This window comes from Clostridioides sp. ZZV14-6345, from assembly GCF_020657775.1.
GTDB classification, from domain to species: Bacteria; Bacillota; Clostridia; order Peptostreptococcales; family Peptostreptococcaceae; genus Clostridioides; species Clostridioides difficile_D.
The window spans coordinates 42,427-60,459 of the sequence record NZ_JAGWCX010000019.1; the positions used below are offsets into that span (position 1 = coordinate 42,427).

Sequence of the window (18,033 nt, forward strand, 5' to 3'; positions counted from 1 at the left end):
GCTAGGATTATTTTCCATGTTAATATATCTTTTTTTTATGAAAAAGTACAGGAAATAATGTCAAAGTTACTTAAATATAGTAGGTCTAATTTTGTAGGGAGGGTTATATATGAATGAATTGAAAAGAGTATCTTTGTATAATATACACAAAGAGCTTGGAGCAAAACTTGTTGAATTTGCTGGCTGGGAAATGCCTTTAGAATATGAAGGTATAAATAAAGAGCATGAGATGGTCAGAAAAAGCGCAGGTATATTTGATGTATCTCATATGGGAGAGGTACAAGTAAAGGGAGTAGAGTCAGAAAAATTTATACAAAATCTAGTTACAAATGATATAAGCACATTAAAGATAAATGACATTATATATACACCTATGTGTTATGAAAATGGTGGAGTAGTTGATGATTTATTAATATATAAATTTAGTGAAGAAGATTATTTATTAGTAATAAATGCAGGAAATATAGATAAAGATGTAACATGGATAATAAAACAAAGTGAAGGATACAATGTAGATATAAAAAATGTATCTAATGAAGTGAGTCAATTAGCAGTTCAAGGACCTAAAGCAGAAGCAATTCTTCAAAAAATTACAGACATAGACTTAAAATCAATAAAATTTTATAAGTCAATGCCATCAACAAAAGTATGTGGTTTACCTTGTTTAGTTTCAAGAACAGGATATACGGGAGAAGATGGATTTGAGATATATTGTAAAAATGAACATGTAGAAATAATTTGGAATGAAGTTTTAAAGGTTGGACAAGAAAATATATGCCCAGCTGGACTAGGTTGTAGAGACACTTTAAGGTTTGAAGCAGCACTACCTTTATATGGTCATGAAATAAATGAACGCATATCTCCACTTGAAGGTGGTTTATCTATTTTTGTGAAGACAAATAAAGAATCATTTATTGGAAAATCAGTTTTAACAGAAGAAAAAGAAAATGGAGCTAAAAGAAAATTAGTAGGATTTGAAATGCAAGGCAAAGGGATGCCTAGAAATGGATATGATATAAAGGTTGGTGATAAAACAGTTGGTTTTGTAACAACAGGATGTGCATCTCCAACAACAGGAAAAATATTAGGCATGGGAATTATAGATTCTGAGTATGCAAAAGTAGGAAATGAAATAGGTATAGCAATCAGAAAAAAAGTTGTTCCTGCAATGATAGTTAAGAAACCTTTTTATAAAAAACAATATAAGAAAGATAATATTACATTAAATGAAGAAAATAAGTTTTCATATATACCTGCCACAAGTGAAGATAAATCAAAAATGTTAAAAGTAGTTGGATTAAATTCAGTTGATGAATTATTTTCAGATATACCAGATGAAATAAAATTAAAAAGAGATTTAAATTTGGAAAGTGGAAAATCTGAATTAGAGGTAAGTAAAATAGTAAAGAGATTGTCAGAAGAAAATTTAAGTTTAGAAGATTTAACTTGTTTTCTTGGAGCTGGTGCATATGACCATTATATACCATCAATTATAAAACATATAACTTCAAGGTCTGAATTTTATACAGCATATACTCCATATCAAGCTGAAATAAGTCAAGGAACTTTGCAAGTAGTATTTGAGTTTCAATCTATGATTGCAGAAATTACAGGTATGGAAATTGCAAATGCATCAATGTATGATGGAGCAACTGCTGCAATAGAAGCCTGCATAATGGCAATGAATCAAACTAGAAAAAGTAAAATAGTGGTGTCAAAAACTACACACCCTGAAACTTTGTCAGTATTAAGAACTTACTTACAATATAAAGATTGTGAGATAGTAGAAGTTGACTTTTGTAATGAATATGGAACTACAAATATAGAAAAATTAAGAACTTCTGTAGATAAAGATACAGCATGTGTTCTTATACAGACTCCTAATTTCTTTGGAATTATTGAAGAAATGGAAGAAATAGAAAAGATAACTCATGAAAATAAAGCTATGTTAATTATGAGTGTAGACCCAATATCATTAGGAGTTTTAAAAACACCAGGTGAGATAGGAGCAGATATTGTTGTTGGAGAGGCTCAATCACTGGGAAATCCTCTTAATTTTGGAGGTCCTTATGTAGGATTTTTAGCTAGCAAATCTAAGTATACTAGAAAAATGCCAGGGAGAATAGTTGGTCAAAGTTTAGATACAGAAGGGAAAACTGCATATGTTTTAACTTTACAAACTAGAGAGCAACATGTAAGAAGAGAAAAAGCAACTTCTAATATATGTTCAAATCAGGCTTTAAATGCTCTTGTAGCTTCAATATATATGGCTACTATGGGTAAAGAAGGATTTAAAGAGGTTGGTATGCAATCTATGAAAAAAGCACATTATGCTTATAATAAACTTATACAAACTGGAAAATATAAGCCAATGTTTAAAGGTAAGTTTTTCAAAGAATTTGCTGTACAAGGAAATCTTAATATAGAAACTATAAATAATAAACTCTTAGAAGAAAATATATTAGGTGGTTATAATTTAGAATACAATTATCCAGAGTTAAAAAATTCAACTTTACTTTGTGTGACTGAGAAAAGAAGCAAAGAGGAAATAGATAAGTTAGTTGGAATAATGGAGGGATTATAATGAAAGAATATAATAGTTTGTTGATAGATATATCTAAAAAAGGTAGAAAAGCATATTCGCTTCCAAAGTTAGATATAGATGATATAAAAATAGAAGATATGATTGACCAAAGTATGGTAAGAAAAAGCGAATTAAATTTACCAGAAGTTGGTGAATTAGAATTAATTAGGCATTATACTCTATTATCAAATAAAAACTTTGGAGTTGATACAGGTTTTTATCCTTTAGGTTCTTGTACTATGAAATATAACCCTAAAATAAATGAAGATATGGCAGCACTTCCAAATTTTACTGGAATACATCCATATCAACATTCAGATACAGCACAAGGTTCTCTTTCTTTAATGTATGATTTATCAAATAGACTTGCAGAAATCACAGGTATGGATGAGGTTACACTACAACCTTCAGCAGGTTCACATGGTGAATTTACAGGGCTTATGATTATAAAAGCATATCATGAAAATAGAGGTGACCATAAGAGAACCAAAGTTATAATTCCAGATTCTGCCCATGGAACAAATCCAGCAAGTGCAGCTATGGCAAACTTTGATGTTATTCAAATTGTATCTGATAAAAATGGAGCTGTAGATATAGATGCTTTAAAAGAAGTTTTAAATGATGAAGTAGCAGCTCTTATGCTTACTAATCCAAGTACTCTTGGTTTGTTTGAAAAAAATATAAAAGAAATAGCCACTCTTGTACATGAAGCAGGAGGACTTTTGTATTATGATGGTGCGAATATGAATGCTATTATGGGGATAACAAGACCTGGAGATATGGGATTTGATGTAGTTCATCTTAATCTTCATAAGACTTTTTCCACTCCTCATGGAGGAGGAGGGCCAGGAGCTGGTCCTGTTGGAGTTAAAAAAGAGTTGGTACCTTTTTTACCAATACCAGTAATTGAAAGAAAAGAAGATAAGTATGTATTAAATTATGATAGAGAAAAGTCTATTGGAAAAATTAAAAACTTCTATGGTAATTTTGGAGTGCTTGTAAGAGCTTACACATATATATTAACTATGGGAAGAGATGGGCTTAAAGAAGCTAGTGAAATGGCCGTTTTAAATGCTAATTATATAAAGGAAAGTATAAAAGATGATTATATTTTGCCAATAGATACCTTATGTAAGCATGAGTTTGTATTAGGTGGATTACCAAGAGGAGAGGCAAATATAAAAACTATTGATATAGCAAAAAGACTACTAGATTATGGATACCATCCTCCAACAATGTACTTCCCTCTTATTATAAATGAGGCACTTATGATAGAGCCTACAGAAAGTGAGAGCATAGAAACATTAGATAGTTTTATAGAAGCTATGAAAAATGTTGCAAAAGAGGCAAAGGAAAAGCCAGAACTATTGAAAAATGCTCCACATAATACTATAGTCAAAAGAGTGGATGATGCAAGGGCAGTAAAAAAACCTATATTAACATGGTCACAAAGGTAAATAATTAAAAAAATAGAAATTTAAAATATAAAGAAAGTTACATTTGTAAGAAAAAGCTATCTAACTTAATCTAGTTTAGATAGCTTTTTCTATGTATTGATATGTATGATATTTACTATTAAAGTTTTAAATTATGTGAGTATCTATATAGAATATTGTTATGATGATTATAATAACAAAAGTCATAAGAATGAGGGAAATTTATTTTGGCATAATTTTACTTAATCTTTTAGCTTAAGAGAAACTTAACTAAAATATATCGAAATTCATAAAAATTTAGGAAATCTTAAGAATTATAATGCTTAAATCTTTAGATTTATATTTTATTATATAAATTATAGAATAATAAACTAAAAAATTTAGAATTTTATAATATATTTGTAGCTTTGAGTATAAAAAAGCATTAAGTTGAAAGGAGTAGAACATGGATAGTGTTAATTTAAAAAGATATAATTGTGATATAAATATTGGATTAAATGACAAGCAACTTCAAAGTAGAATAGATGATAATTTAATTAATGTATTTGATAGTGGAAAAACTAAAACATATAAACAAATTTTTAAAGATAATATATTTACACTTTTTAATCTCATAAATATTGTCTTAGTCTGTCTATTAGTTTCAGTTGGTTCTTTTAAAAACACCTTATTTATATTTATTGCTGTAATTAATACTATTATAGGAGTAATTCAAGAAATAAGAGCTAAAAGATTATTGGACAATCTATCTGTTATAGTTTCAAATAAGGTATCTGTTATAAGGGAAAAAGAGAAAAAAGAGATTGATGTGCAAGACTTAGTATTAGATGATATTATGATTTTAAAAACAGGCAATCAAATTTGTGCAGATTCAAAAGTTCTAGATGGAAAATTAGAGGTAAATGAATCTCTGATTACAGGAGAATCTAATATTATTGTAAAAAATAAGGGTGACTTCTTATATTCTGGTAGTTTTGTAGTTTCTGGAGAAGCTTTTGTAAGAGTTGAAAATATAGGAAAAGATAATTATGCAAATAAGATAGCTAATGATGCCAAGACTTCTAAAAAACATAATTCTCAGCTTAGAAATTCACTAAATGCAATATTAAAAGTTGTTGGTATAATAATTATTCCTCTAGGGATTATATTATTTGCAAAGCAACATTTTGGAAATGGAGATTCTATAGCTACGTCTGTAGTAGGTACTGTGGCAGCTGTAAATGGTATGATACCAGAAGGTCTAACTCTACTTACAAGTATTGCTCTAGCTGTAGGAACTATAAAGCTTGCTAGTCATAAAACTTTAGTGCAAGAATTATACTGTGTAGAGACTCTTGCTAGAGTTGATACATTATGCCTTGATAAAACAGGCACAATTACAGAAGGTAAAATGCAAGTTGATGATGTGGTAATGTTGGAAGAAGTAGATATTAATGAAATAATGGGGAATATATGTAATTCTCTTAAAGATGATAATGCAACACTAAATGCAATAAGAGATAAATATAATATTTCAGATACATATAAAGTTAAGAATCTAATACCATTTTCGTCAGAAAGAAAATACAGTGGAGTTACCTTTGAAAACAGAGGTATATATTTACTAGGAGCATTTGAGTTTATATTTAGAGAAAAATACAAACAACTTAGAGCAGAGGTTGAAAGATATTCTAAAAAAGGAAATAGAGTAATAGTTTTAGCTCATAGTGATTCTTATATGGAAGATAACAATATACCCAAAGATATAAAACCACTAGCTTTTATATTGATATTGGACAAAATTAGAGATGAAGCTAAGGAGACTTTAGAATTCTTTTATAATGAAGGTGTAGATATAAAAATTATATCTGGGGACAATCCAATAACAGTAAGTGAGGTGGCTAGAAAAGCAGGTCTTAAAACAGCTAGTAATTTTATTGATGCAACAACACTTAAAGATGATAAAGATATATATGAGGCGGTTGATAAGTACAGCGTTTTTGGTAGAGTAAGTCCACAACAGAAAAAACAAATGATTTTAGCATTAAAAAAACAAAATCATACAGTAGCTATGACTGGAGATGGTGTAAATGATGTGTTAGCACTTAAAGAAGCTGATTGTAGTATCGCCATGGCATCTGGAAGTGACGTTACTAAAAATATTTCTAATTTAGTTTTGTTGGATTCAAACTTTGCATCAATGCCAAAAGTTGTTATGGAAGGAAGAAGGGTAATCAATAATATTCAAAGAGCATCTTCTTTGTTCTTAGTAAAGACAATTTTTTCATTCTTCTTGTCGCTGTTAACATTATTCTTCTTCAGTAGACAGTATCCATTTGTGCCTATACAATTGTCACTGATTGGTGCTGTAACAGTGGGTATACCATCATTCTTCTTAGCCCTTGAAGCAAATAAAAGTAGAATTTCAGGAAACTTTTTACTCAATATATTAAAAAATGCTTTACCAGGAGCACTATGTGTGACAGTAAATGTAATTATTGTTTACAATATAGTTGAATATTTAGGTTATAGTTCAAGTGTATTTTCTACAATGTGTGCTATATTAACTGGTATATGTGGTCTTTTGATATTAAGACAACAATGTCTACCATTTAATAAAGAAAGATTATTTTTAATTGTAAGTATGACTATTGTATTTGTTGTTGGAATTCTATTTTTAGGTGGATTATTCTCATTTGTAGCATTGAATAGAGAATTAATTCTCATAACTATGGCACTAGCAGTATTAATGCCAATTATGATAAAAGTTATGTTATTCGTGTTGGATGAGATATTAGAGACAATAGTTCCAGATTTAAATTAACTTTAAATTGATAATAAAAAAGAGCGGTTTTTATTGAACTGCTCTTTTTAGATATGTTTAATTTTATGTAAGAATATGTATTTTTATTAATCAGCTATATATGAGCAACAGTAGTCAACAACTTCATTAACTTTTAAATCAAAACTTGAATCACTAGGAACATTAAATTTTTGACCTTCTTTATAAGTTATAAACTCATTGCTTCCAGGTAGTTTTACATCCATACTTCCAGCAAGCATTTCCATTATTTCTTCTTCTCTAGTAGAAAAAGTATATTCTCCTGGTAACATCAATCCTAAAGTTTTTCTTTCTCCATTAGGCAGTATTATTACTCTACTACTTACTTTACCATCAAAATAAACATTTGCCTTTTTTACTGCAGTAACATTCTTAAATTCACTCATTAGATAAAACCTCCAAAATTATTTGTACATATATATTATATAAAAATAATGTAAAAATTGCTATATATTTACAAATAAAATTTAGTATTTCTTAAAAAAATTAATGAAAATAAAAATAAGGAAATGTTTTTAGAATAATAAATGGTAAAAATTTCATAGAAATATTATATTGAATTGATAATTTTAGCAATATATAATAGGAGAGGAGTTTATGAGAATTGCCTTATGCTACACATTAAAAACATAAAGATAATGTATAATCTAAATGTATATTATACAACCTAAAGTTTATAGTTATAGAAAGAGGGGATAAAATTGTCAAAGAGAATATTGGTCATAGAAGACGATATAGATATCCAAAATATAATAAAAACATTTTTAGAAAATGCAGGTTATACTATTATAACAGCAAATGATGGTCTTGATGGGATTGAGAAGTTTAAAAAACAACAATTTGATTTGATTTTATTGGATATCTTGATGCCAAAGATAGATGGTTTTGTAGTTTGTGAAATGATAAGAAATGAATCTAATATTCCAATTATTATACTTACAGCGTTGGATGAAGAAACAGACCAAGTAAAAGGATTTGAATTAAAAGTGGATGATTATATTACAAAGCCCTTTTCTACAATTGTTCTTCTAAAAAGAGTAGAGGCAGTATTAAGAAGAATCGGTGACAAAGAAGAAAATCATGAGGATAGGAAATTTTTATTATATAGAGATATCAATATTGATGTTGAAGGATATAAAGTTTTTGTTAATGGTAAAAAGATTGAATTGACTGCTAGAGAATTTGAAGTTCTAAAGGAATTAATAGAACACAAGGGTCGTGTACTTACTAGAGAAAATTTAATAAATAGCCTGTGGAAATATGATTTTTTAGGAGATGAAAGGGTTGTAGATACACATATAAAAAATCTTAGAAAAAAACTTGATGTGGATTACATAGAAACAATAAGAGGGGTAGGATATAGGATTGATGTATTGGATTAAGAAAAGTCTAAATAGAAAAGTTTTTTTAAGTACAACCTTGATACTTATTTTGTCCTGTACGCTAATTTATATATTTATCATGATGTCAATGCCCAAAACATATAAATCACACATAACCGATGATATCAAAAAAAATCTTGATGAATTTGTTAAAGTTATTAAGAATACTAAATATGAGGATTCAGCACCTAAATTTTATGATTTTATAATTGAAAATAATGTGTCTATTGATTTAGTGAAAAATGGAAAATCAGTAAAAATACCATCTGATATAAAGTATGGTAAATTAGATGATGAAAATATTATATCAAATAAGAAGCAAAAAGCTATATTCAATGAAGATAATTTTTTATCTAAGTACTTAAATAATCAAATTTCGGGAAGTAGCTATGTAAATGCTATATCCACTGAGATTACATTTAAAGATAGTTCAGATATATATATTCTCTCTATCGTACCAAAATTGATGGTAGTTGATGAAGCTTCTATAATTTTATTAAAATTGATACCAGTAGTCGCAATAATGATTTTGATAATATCACTAGTTACTGCATTTATTTATTCCAGAGTAATTACAAAACCTGTTGTCAAGATAAGTAACACCTCAAAAAAAATTGCACAGATGAATTTAGATGTTAGATGTGATATAGAAAGTAATGATGAAATAGGTTCTCTTGCTTTAAGTTTAAATGAACTTGCACATAATTTATCAATTACACTTAATAATCTTGAACATGCAAATTCAAAGCTTCAAGAAGATATTAAAAAGGAAAGAAAGAATGAAATAAGTAGAAGAGCTTTTTTTGTAGCGGTATCTCATGAGCTAAAAACACCAATTACGATTATAAAAGGTCAACTTGAAGGCATGATATATAATATTGGCATGTATAAAGATAGAGATACTTATTTAAGACATTCACTTAAGGTAATGGAAAGCATGGAAGAAATGGTACGTGAAATTCTTGATATTTCTCGTATGGAATCATCTGGATTTAAATTAAATACAGTAGAAATCAATATGAGTTCATTAATACAAAAATCAATACAAAACTACTTAATATTAGCAGAAAATAAGAATATACATATTATTAGTGATATAGAAAAAAATTTATACTCTTTTGTAGATATAAAATTGATGAAAAAAGCTATTTCTAATATTATTAACAACTCAATTAAGCACTCAAAAAACGGTGCTTTGGTAAATATAAAATTGTACAAGAATAATGAATGTGGAGTTTTTGAAGTTGAAAATTCAGATACATTTATAGAAGAATCTGAGATAGAAAATATTTTTAATCCTTTTTATCGTGTAGATAAGTCACGAAGTAGACAATCTGGTGGAAGTGGTTTAGGATTGTATATTATTAAAATTATATTTGATATGCACAAGGTCAAATATAAAATTGAAAATACATCAGTGGGTGTAAAATTTACAGCTATATTTCCTATCGCATTAAAAAATATATTGAAGTAAATATTTTATAAATAAAATAACCCTATACTAAAATTTTAAAGTTAAATTTTAGTATAGGGTTATTTTGAGTATAAACATGTATTTAAAAAGTATTTAGGTACCATATAAAAAACAAGGCAAGAACATATTAACTACATACTTCATTTATATAATAAAAAATGTAATAAGAAACTAAAAATATGAAAGGTGAGTGAAATATGAAAATCGATGTTAAAAATTTAAATATGACTTATAAAGCAGGAAAGGAAGCACTAAAAAATATAAATATAAGCCTTGAAAGTCCAAATTTTATAGGTTTATTGGGTCCAAATGGAGCAGGAAAAAGCACTTTAATGAAGCTACTAACTTCAAGAATATTACAAACATCAGGTCAGATTTTAGTAAATGGTAAATCTCTTCAGCAGTGTGAGACAGAGTTAAAAAGTAAATTGGGATATTTACCACAAGAATTTGGTTTATATGATGAACTAACAGTATATCAATTTCTTGAATATATGTCAGTTTTAAAAGGTATTAATAAAAACACAAAAAAGATAATAGAAGAAGTTATTAATCAGACCAATTTATCAGAAAAAAGAAACTCAAAAATTAAAACCCTTTCAGGAGGACAAAAACAGAGAGTAGGTATAGCCCAAGCAATAATGGGAAATCCAGGACTATTAATACTGGATGAACCTACAGTTGGATTAGACCCTGAGGAGAGAATAAACTTCCGTAACTTATTTTCAAAAAATTCAAGAGATAAAATTGTAATATTGTCAACACATATTATAGAGGATGTCCAGTCAGTATGTAATAGACTAATCGTGATAAATAAAGGAAATGTATTGTTTGATGGAAGCTCAGAACAGTTAATTAAAAAAGCACAAGGACATGTTGGTATTTATGAAGATAAAAATGGAAAAATACATAGTGATAAAAAAAGTAAATTTAAAGTTACATCAAGTATTCTTACCACAACAGGAACTTCATATCGTATTGTAAGTCATAAACTTCCAGATTTTGCAATATCTGTAGAACCATCCCTAGAGGATGCATATATGTTTTTAATATCTGAGGAGGAGATAAAGTAATGCAATCAATTAAATTTATCAAAGATGAGATAAAGAGGCTTTTTAGTTCAAAGATTACATGGACTTTCATATTAGTAATAGCATTGGTACCAGGTTTATCAATAATAATGTATGAAATGCCTGAATTATTACTACAAAGTAATTTAGGACAAGAGCTTAGTTTGAGTGTACCTGTTTTACTTAATCCAGCAAAACTAGGGGCTTTAATAGGCACAGTCTTATTTTCGATGTTTACAATATATGAGATGGATAATGTCTACAGAAACAAAACTAATGGGATTATAGAAACTATCATGGATGCCAAAAGTTTAAATCTAGCTAGGGTAATTTCTATTTTTGTATCAGCTATAGTATCTGTAATAATTTCAATGATTATCTGTCTACCATACTCTATCATTAAGATGAGTGAGGATTTTAGTTTAAATATTTATCTGATAAATTACTTAGTTTTAATGTTACCAGCTATATTATTTGGTATTTTACTTTCAGCTGGATTTTACTCTATAACAAGACGTATTGATTTAAGTATAATTATGTTACTTATACTAATATTTTTATCTATAAATGTAAAAGGTAGTTATCTTATTGATTGGGTACAGACAAAGGTCACTATTTACTCTTCTAGCTTTGGAAATGCTTTGCAATTAAGAGCTTTATATTGGAATAGACTGCTTTGGAGTTTCGTGTCAATATCAACTTATTTAATGGGTATAATATGTACAAGAAAATATGAAAAAAATATCTTTTCATCTATGATGTTTAATATTAAGAAAATATCAATATCAATTTTAACTGTAGTATTAATTGCTAGTTCTTATAGTATATATGCATTAGAACCGTATTATGATGATAGCCCTCCAACTAAAATGGAGAATGTAGTAGATAAGAAATCTGGTTCAGGTGTAGTTATGGCTACTAAAGAAGATGGAAAATTAAATAAGGATATAAAATTAATTGATTCAAGTCTTGATATAAAAATAAATCCTAAGAAGGCAAGCTTGGATGGGAAAATAGAATATACTATGGAAAATAATAGTGGTAAAGAACAAAATTTGAAATTTGATTTAAATCCTGGATACAATGTTAAAGATATCAAGATAAATGGCAAAAAAGCTAAATTTGATATCTCTAAAAAGAAGCAACCAGAAGGGCGAATTAGTTTAGATACGACTAAAGAAAAAAATCTTAAAATTGAAATTGAGTATGGAGGTAAATTAATAAATAATCAATTGCTCGAAGAAATTCTTTCAGGAGATATAATAAGTGAAGAGAATATTAAGATAGTTGGTAGCTCAATATACCCAGAGCCTAAAATTGATGTTATGAATACAATGGAATCAATGATTCACGGTAACATCACTTTACCTACAGGTATAACACCTGTAATAAGTGGAATCAGTACAGAAAAGCTAAAAGTTGATAAAAAGAATAATGAATGTACATGGAAATTCAATACACAAGGAACTAGATTAACTATAATAGCTGCAGACTATGTAAAAAAAGATATACAAGCAGGTGGGATTAAGGTACAGTTTTATTATAATAGAAAGAATGAAGATAAGATAAACAAAATGAATGCAGAGAAAATTATAAAAGATTCTATTGCTTTTTATACGAAGCAATATGGAGAATTAGAGCCTTATAAAGTTATTCCACTTAAGTTAGTAGAAGGGGGAGCTACATCAAGCATTGGGACTGGAGGAAAAGCATATGAGAATATAAGTTATATGGATGAAAGTATTTTCAACCCAGGTGTATTTGAAAATAGTATAGGAGAAGGTGGTAATGGGGTTGAAGTTTTGGCACATGAAATATGTCATCAATGGTGGGGAATTATAGTACAAGTTGACCCAATGATATCACCTTGGTCATCAGAAGGTATAACAAATTATGCGACTAATAAGTTTATGGAGTATGAATATGGAAAAGAGTATAGTAAAAAAACCATAGACAATTGGAAAAAAGAAAATGATAAACTTAAGAGAAATTTCTATATGAATAATCCACAGTATCTAGAAAAGTTACCTGAGAACTATGTATTCAATATTTTATCACCTAATTCTATGAGACTTCTTTACAACAAAATGCCACTACAACTTTTAAAGGCGGAGGAGATTTTAGGTCAAGATAAATTTGAAACTATTCTCAAAAGTTTATATGATAAATACAAGTACAATGTATTAAAATATGATGATTTCTTAAAAGCTTGTAATCTTACAGGGGAGGAATTGAATCTTGAATAATTTAAAAATAATGAAATATGAAATGAAGAGACTATTATTTTCTAAGGTATATTTAGTTTTACTATTAATAACAGGATGGTTCTCCTACAATGTTCTTAAGACAAAAACAATCTATGGTTTAAATGATACAGCACCATTTTCAGAGTGGAGCTATTCAAGTTTTTTACTTGATGTAAATCCATTTTTACTAGTTATAGTTCTTATGTTTTGTACATATATATTTTCAAAAAAAGAAGAAGCAGTAAGGACAATTACTATGACAACTAAGATAAAGCCTACAACATATTTTTGCTTAAAAAGTATTACAATAACAGTTGCATATCTTCTAACAGTTGCAATTGTAATTGCGATAAGTTTTATTTTTTACAATAGAGTATTTCAATTCAATAACTTTGGTCAGTTTGTACAGCCTATATTTCTTATTTTAATACCATCTGTATTATTTGTATTAGGGATTGGCATGTTTATTGGTAATATAAATGGAAATTTACTATATATTTTTATTCCAATAATATTCATTATAACAAATTCTGGTGCACTATCTATTATATCTGGTAAGAGTCTAGTAAACTCTATACTGGAGAGTAAAGTTGCAGATATGATGGGGAATCTTGCATTTAATATTCCACAGGGATTTGTAATCAGTAGAATATCCCTTGGAGTGATAGGTATACTCTTAATAGTTAGTGTATGTAAAGCATACAGCAAAAGTAAAAATAAAGTTTAAAAATGCTTACAAAGAAAAAATTGATTAGTTCTATAAAATCATAATTATTTTTTTAATATTTGGATGTATATAGATAATCTAAGATGTGAACAGGGGATTATATTAAGGGAAATATGATATAATTACTAAAGTTATAAATAGACTAAAGGAAAAGAGTATATTTTAACCTATAGTTTTTTAGGTTTAAAATATACTCTTTTACTAATTATAGTTATGTAAATTAAACAGATTATATAAACAAATTCTATATAATCAAAATTTTTATTATAATTCTATATTAGGTTCTTCAATTAATTTTCCACATACATATCTATGAATGATATTCCTATCATCACCAACATATATAAATCTTTCAAGTCTTTCAAGTATAGAATAATTGGCATGATTTAAATCTGAATCATCAATAATCAATGCATCAAAATCATACTCTTCTTCAAAGCTACCAACTTTTCCAAAGAAACTTCCACCACTTTTGGTTGCAATATAAAAAGCTTCAGACAAAGATAGGAAATTACACTTCTTACCAGAATTCACCCAATATAATTTAGATAATTGTATTGCAGATACCATTGCTTTAAATATTGATAATGTATGTCCACCACTTATATCTGAACCAAGCGCTAATCTAATATTATTATCAATTAATTTTCTGATAGGCATAGCACCACTACCAACATTAAAGTTAGAAGCTGGGCAGTGAACTGCCATAACATTATTTTCTCTCATTAAATCTATTTCTTCTTGAGAACAATGAACACAATGAGCCATTAGAGTAGGAGTTTGACCAAATAAATTATATCTATTATAGGCATCTCCATAAAATTTAGATTCGGGTTCTAAAGTTTTAACCCATTCAATTTCATCATGATTTTCAGATAAGTGTGATTGTATAGGAATATTATATTTTAAACATAAATCTCCTAAACCTTTTAAAAGTTCACTTGTACAACTTGGGATAAATCTAGGAGTTATGATTGGTTTTACAATAGAATCTGTATCACTATATTTGTTTATAATTTCTTCTGTATCAGTAATAGAATCATAAGTGTTTTCCAACAAAGTGTCAGGGCAATTCATATTCATATTTACTTTACCAACATATGCTCCAAGACCAACTTCTTTGAATATATCCACAAGTTTCATAGAAGCTTCTTTATGTACTGTTGCAAATACTGCTATTCTTGTAGTTCCAGATTTCCAAACTTCTTTTACAAATTTTTTATACATTTTCGTTGCATATTCTATATCTTCATAATTTGACTCTTCTGGAAATGTATAAGTTTCAAGCCATGGCAAAAGTTCTTTATCCATAGCCATTCCAAGATTTTTAAATTGAGAGGCGTGGCAATGAAGGTCATTCATACCAGGTATTATAAGTTTATCAGTGTAATTTACTATTTCTAGATTTTTATATTCTTTAGGTATTTCTTTAAAGATTCCTTTTACCTTGCCTTTTTCCAGTATAATGTAACTATTTTCAAATACTGTGAAAGTGTCTGAAGTTTTTGTGAAAATTATATTTCCTTTTAGTGCTTTTAACATATAAGTCTCCTTAGTTTTAGATTTGTTAATTTTAGTATATGTAAGTTATCTTTTGGTTTTATAAATTAAAATTTTACCATATGTATTATATCAAATCTGACTAATAAATACTATTAGATAATAGTAAATATTAGTAAAGTGTAGTTGTTTAGTAGTATTTATTATTATCTATAACTGACATTTAAGAAAAATATGATATTGACTGACATTGAACTGATATAAAACTGAACATTATTTAAAGAGAACATTACTTATATTCTCACATGCTTCCTTATTCATTTTATCTAAAATGTGAGAATGGCTATTCATAGTTATTTTTATATCAGTATGTTCTAATTTAAAAAAAATTGTTTTTATGTTGGCTTCAGCTAGAAATATAATAAAGAAGTTAAAAGAAGTGTTGAATTTATGGGCAATTACACAGGAAGAATATAATAAGCATTTACAAACACGTAGGTGCTATTCAATTTATAAATTATTCTATTTTTATTTTATAGTATAAATTTTATGATATAATAAAAATATAGAAGTTTTGCAGTGACCGGTATTTATGCTAAAGTATGCTTTAACAGTTGAAATATAAGGTCTTGAGAATGTTTGAGAACTATTATCAATTGCACTATTGCTCGCTCACTGCAAATTTAAGAGAGTTGTATGTGTATAAGTATTGGAAATGCTCAATTTATTTTGAGGGTTTTATATTAACTATGTGGTATGTAAATAATTTTCAAAATATTTATACTTATATGATAACAAAAGTTTTATATTAACTATGTGGTATGTAAATATTTTTTGTGATGCGTTAACAGCATCTTGTTTTTTTGGTTTTATATTAACTATGTGGTATGTAAATTCATGTATCCTTGGCATAAATTTAAGTTTAATTTTTGTTTTATATTAACTATGTGGTATGTAAATACAGGCTTATAACTATCTTTAGTTAATACGTAGCCACGTTTTATATTAACTATGTGGTATGTAAATTTAGTTATGACTACCTTCTATATGTTCATTTTACTAGTTTTATATTAACTATGTGGTATGTAAATGTCGCTGACTCGAAACTATTCATTGCTTTTTGATATTGTTTTATATTAACTATGTGGTATGTAAATCTAGATATGAATATTTAGAGGATTATTCGTACTTTCTGTTTTATATTAACTATGTTATATAAAATATTATAAGCCATATCAAACATAAAATTTATATGTTATAGGTGAAGGAATATGCAATAAGATAAGCTTTATGAATAAAGAAAAATATAATATTCTAAAGGGGAATGATAGATTTTACACACTTTATAAAAAGTGTTAAATTTTATCAATGGATAGATTAGAAGGTAGCAATTAATTAGTTGTTACCTTCTTTTTTACTTGAAGTACTAATTCTATTAGCGTTTAATTATAAGTAGCTTATATAACAATATATCTCCTTCTAATTAAATAATAAGATACCAGTGTTATAATAGATACTAGTATCATAGCTATCATTGCAATATATGAACTTTTTATTAATAAACCCATCATTATGTATTCTAAACCTATCAAATAGTGGTAAAATATTTCTAGTTTCATGGTTTTTCTCTATCTATATTTCCATATTTTAATTCTAATTTATTGAGATATTTTTCACTACAATAATTAGTTTTGTGTTTAATCAAATATCTTATTGTAGTACCCACTATGTTTCCTATTGCAATAAGTATAAGTAAAATATTCCAAGAATTCGTATAGTATCCTCTCCTTTACAATGTAATTATTTTTTATTATTTCTAGTAAGTAATTACCAAATAATATTAGATTTAGTCTTCTTAATTAAAGTATAACAGTAGAATAATTATAAAAAGTATCTAAAAGATTACAAATATATGTAAGAAAACTTAATGATAACATATTAAATGTAAAAAAATAATTATTTTATGAAGAGGTTTAAATTTATTAATATTCATACTGTAATTCATGTATACAAGGAGATGTCCTTATGAAATTAAAAAATTTGTACCATTTGTAATATCAGTATTGATGATTTTTCAAGTATATGTACCATTTGCAATTGCTGAAAAAGACTCTAATGGTAATATAATGTTAAACAACAAAAATATCAAAATATGTTGTTCATATTAAATGTAGAGTGTATATAGCTATAAACTAAAAATTTCATATAAATGAAGAAAAATACATGGAATAATTTGTTGTATTACTTAAAAATAAAAGAAAAAGGGTAATAAAATAGTTTATAGGTCATGGTAATAAAAAGTATTAAAAAAGAGTGCATAAGCACTCCAATTGTGAGAAATATATACATAAAATCATTATTACAACAATGAAAAATGTACATATAAGAGACGTTTTGTGTCTGTTTTAAGTAATAATATTTTAGTATTAACTAAATGTTTATCACAATAATAAAAAAGAAAAAGGAGTATTTTGTACTCCATTTGTCAAAAATATAAAACTTTTATATAAGATTATTATAACACAATTGATAAAAGTGTAAAGATATATAATGAATTTATAAAGAAAAATAAAATAAAAAATATAAATTCTAATCACAGGATTTATATTTTTGTATAGAAAATAATTATTCTATTCTTAAATAGCATGTCTAAACTGGATAATAATTTATTATTATTGTTTTCAATGTTTTTTCCCCTTGATTATGATATGTATGCATTGATTCAGCTGAAAGAGTCTGGAAATATTTATGTGTATTCTTTAAATAAAAATTTATTTTTTAAGTGATAATTAA

The 18,033-nt window shown here is 27.1% G+C and carries 11 protein-coding genes and 1 CRISPR repeat array; of the genes, 9 read left to right on the plus strand and 2 right to left on the minus strand.

Annotation, left to right across the window (positions count from 1 at the left end):
• The first annotated feature begins 109 nt into the window (after positions 1 to 109).
• The 3 genes from gcvPA to KGF39_RS07195 all read left to right on the plus strand — a co-directional run bounded on the left by gcvPA (position 110) and on the right by KGF39_RS07195 (position 6,823).
• Entirely contained in the window at positions 110 to 2,584 is a 2,475-nt protein-coding gene (gene gcvPA / locus KGF39_RS20200; protein WP_255643260.1) for an aminomethyl-transferring glycine dehydrogenase subunit GcvPA, read from the plus strand.
• Positions 2,584 to 4,041 (plus strand): aminomethyl-transferring glycine dehydrogenase subunit GcvPB, encoded by a 1,458-nt coding sequence (gcvPB, locus tag KGF39_RS07190; protein WP_054273653.1) that lies wholly within the window; start codon positions 2,584 to 2,586, stop codon positions 4,039 to 4,041. Before gcvPA ends, gcvPB begins: the two co-directional genes overlap by 1 nt.
• Positions 4,042 to 4,465: 424 nt before the next feature.
• Positions 4,466 to 6,823 (plus strand): HAD-IC family P-type ATPase, encoded by a 2,358-nt coding sequence (locus KGF39_RS07195; RefSeq protein ID WP_227821756.1) that lies wholly within the window; start codon positions 4,466 to 4,468, stop codon positions 6,821 to 6,823.
• Between the two features lie 86 nt (positions 6,824 to 6,909).
• On the opposite strand, the gene KGF39_RS07200 is transcribed toward KGF39_RS07195, so the two are convergent.
• Complete coding sequence (locus KGF39_RS07200) at positions 6,910 to 7,227, minus strand: pyrimidine/purine nucleoside phosphorylase (protein ID WP_074134082.1); 318 nt, start codon at positions 7,225 to 7,227, stop codon at positions 6,910 to 6,912.
• A 315-nt stretch (positions 7,228 to 7,542) separates the two neighbouring features.
• Here KGF39_RS07200 and KGF39_RS07205 point away from each other — a divergent pair, with 315 nt between their 5' ends.
• The 5 genes from KGF39_RS07205 (at position 7,543) to KGF39_RS07225 (ending at position 13,740) form a co-directional block, all read left to right on the plus strand.
• A complete protein-coding gene (locus KGF39_RS07205; RefSeq protein ID WP_227821757.1) occupies positions 7,543 to 8,223 on the plus strand; it encodes a response regulator transcription factor in 681 nt (226 codons plus the stop codon).
• Between the two features lie 79 nt (positions 8,224 to 8,302).
• The gene (locus KGF39_RS07210; protein ID WP_227821758.1) at positions 8,303 to 9,697 is read left to right on the plus strand and encodes a sensor histidine kinase; all 1,395 of its coding nucleotides are present in this window, start codon (positions 8,303 to 8,305) and stop codon (positions 9,695 to 9,697) included.
• A gap of 197 nt (positions 9,698 to 9,894) precedes the next feature.
• A complete protein-coding gene (locus KGF39_RS07215) occupies positions 9,895 to 10,770 on the plus strand; it encodes an ATP-binding cassette domain-containing protein (protein WP_227821759.1) in 876 nt (291 codons plus the stop codon).
• Positions 10,770 to 13,013: a M1 family aminopeptidase gene (locus KGF39_RS07220; protein WP_227821760.1), complete on the plus strand. Its 2,244-nt coding sequence runs from the start codon at positions 10,770 to 10,772 to the stop codon at positions 13,011 to 13,013. Before KGF39_RS07215 ends, KGF39_RS07220 begins: the two co-directional genes overlap by 1 nt.
• Positions 13,006 to 13,740 carry a hypothetical protein gene (locus KGF39_RS07225; RefSeq protein WP_227821761.1) on the plus strand — a complete coding sequence of 245 codons (735 nt, stop codon included), beginning with the start codon at positions 13,006 to 13,008 and terminating at the stop codon, positions 13,738 to 13,740. Before KGF39_RS07220 ends, KGF39_RS07225 begins: the two co-directional genes overlap by 8 nt.
• 264 nt (positions 13,741 to 14,004) lie before the next feature.
• On the opposite strand, the gene KGF39_RS07230 is transcribed toward KGF39_RS07225, so the two are convergent.
• Positions 14,005 to 15,282, minus strand: coding sequence for an amidohydrolase family protein (locus KGF39_RS07230; RefSeq protein ID WP_227821762.1), 1,278 nt, complete (start codon positions 15,280 to 15,282; stop codon positions 14,005 to 14,007).
• 693 nt (positions 15,283 to 15,975) lie between these two features.
• A CRISPR array of direct repeats spans positions 15,976 to 16,397; the repeat unit is 29 nt; unit sequence GTTTTATATTAACTATGTGGTATGTAAAT.
• Positions 16,398 to 17,243: 846 nt separating this feature from the next.
• Between KGF39_RS07230 and KGF39_RS07235 the strand changes: the two genes are divergently transcribed.
• Positions 17,244 to 17,408, plus strand: coding sequence for a hypothetical protein (locus KGF39_RS07235; RefSeq protein WP_227821763.1), 165 nt, complete (start codon positions 17,244 to 17,246; stop codon positions 17,406 to 17,408).
• Positions 17,409 to 18,033: the final 625 nt, after the last annotated feature.

Coding starts and splice junctions, on each gene's coding strand:
- gcvPA (WP_255643260.1), top strand. CDS start 110: ATGAATGAATTGAAAAGAGTATCTTTGTATAATATACACAAAGAGCTT.
- gcvPB (WP_054273653.1), top strand. CDS start 2,584: ATGAAAGAATATAATAGTTTGTTGATAGATATATCTAAAAAAGGTAGA.
- KGF39_RS07195 (WP_227821756.1), top strand. CDS start 4,466: ATGGATAGTGTTAATTTAAAAAGATATAATTGTGATATAAATATTGGA.
- KGF39_RS07200 (WP_074134082.1), bottom strand. CDS start 7,227: ATGAGTGAATTTAAGAATGTTACTGCAGTAAAAAAGGCAAATGTTTAT.
- KGF39_RS07210 (WP_227821758.1), top strand. CDS start 8,303: ATGATGTCAATGCCCAAAACATATAAATCACACATAACCGATGATATC.
- KGF39_RS07215 (WP_227821759.1), top strand. CDS start 9,895: ATGAAAATCGATGTTAAAAATTTAAATATGACTTATAAAGCAGGAAAG.
- KGF39_RS07220 (WP_227821760.1), top strand. CDS start 10,770: ATGCAATCAATTAAATTTATCAAAGATGAGATAAAGAGGCTTTTTAGT.
- KGF39_RS07230 (WP_227821762.1), bottom strand. CDS start 15,282: ATGTTAAAAGCACTAAAAGGAAATATAATTTTCACAAAAACTTCAGAC.
- KGF39_RS07235 (WP_227821763.1), top strand. CDS start 17,244: ATGTATACAAGGAGATGTCCTTATGAAATTAAAAAATTTGTACCATTT.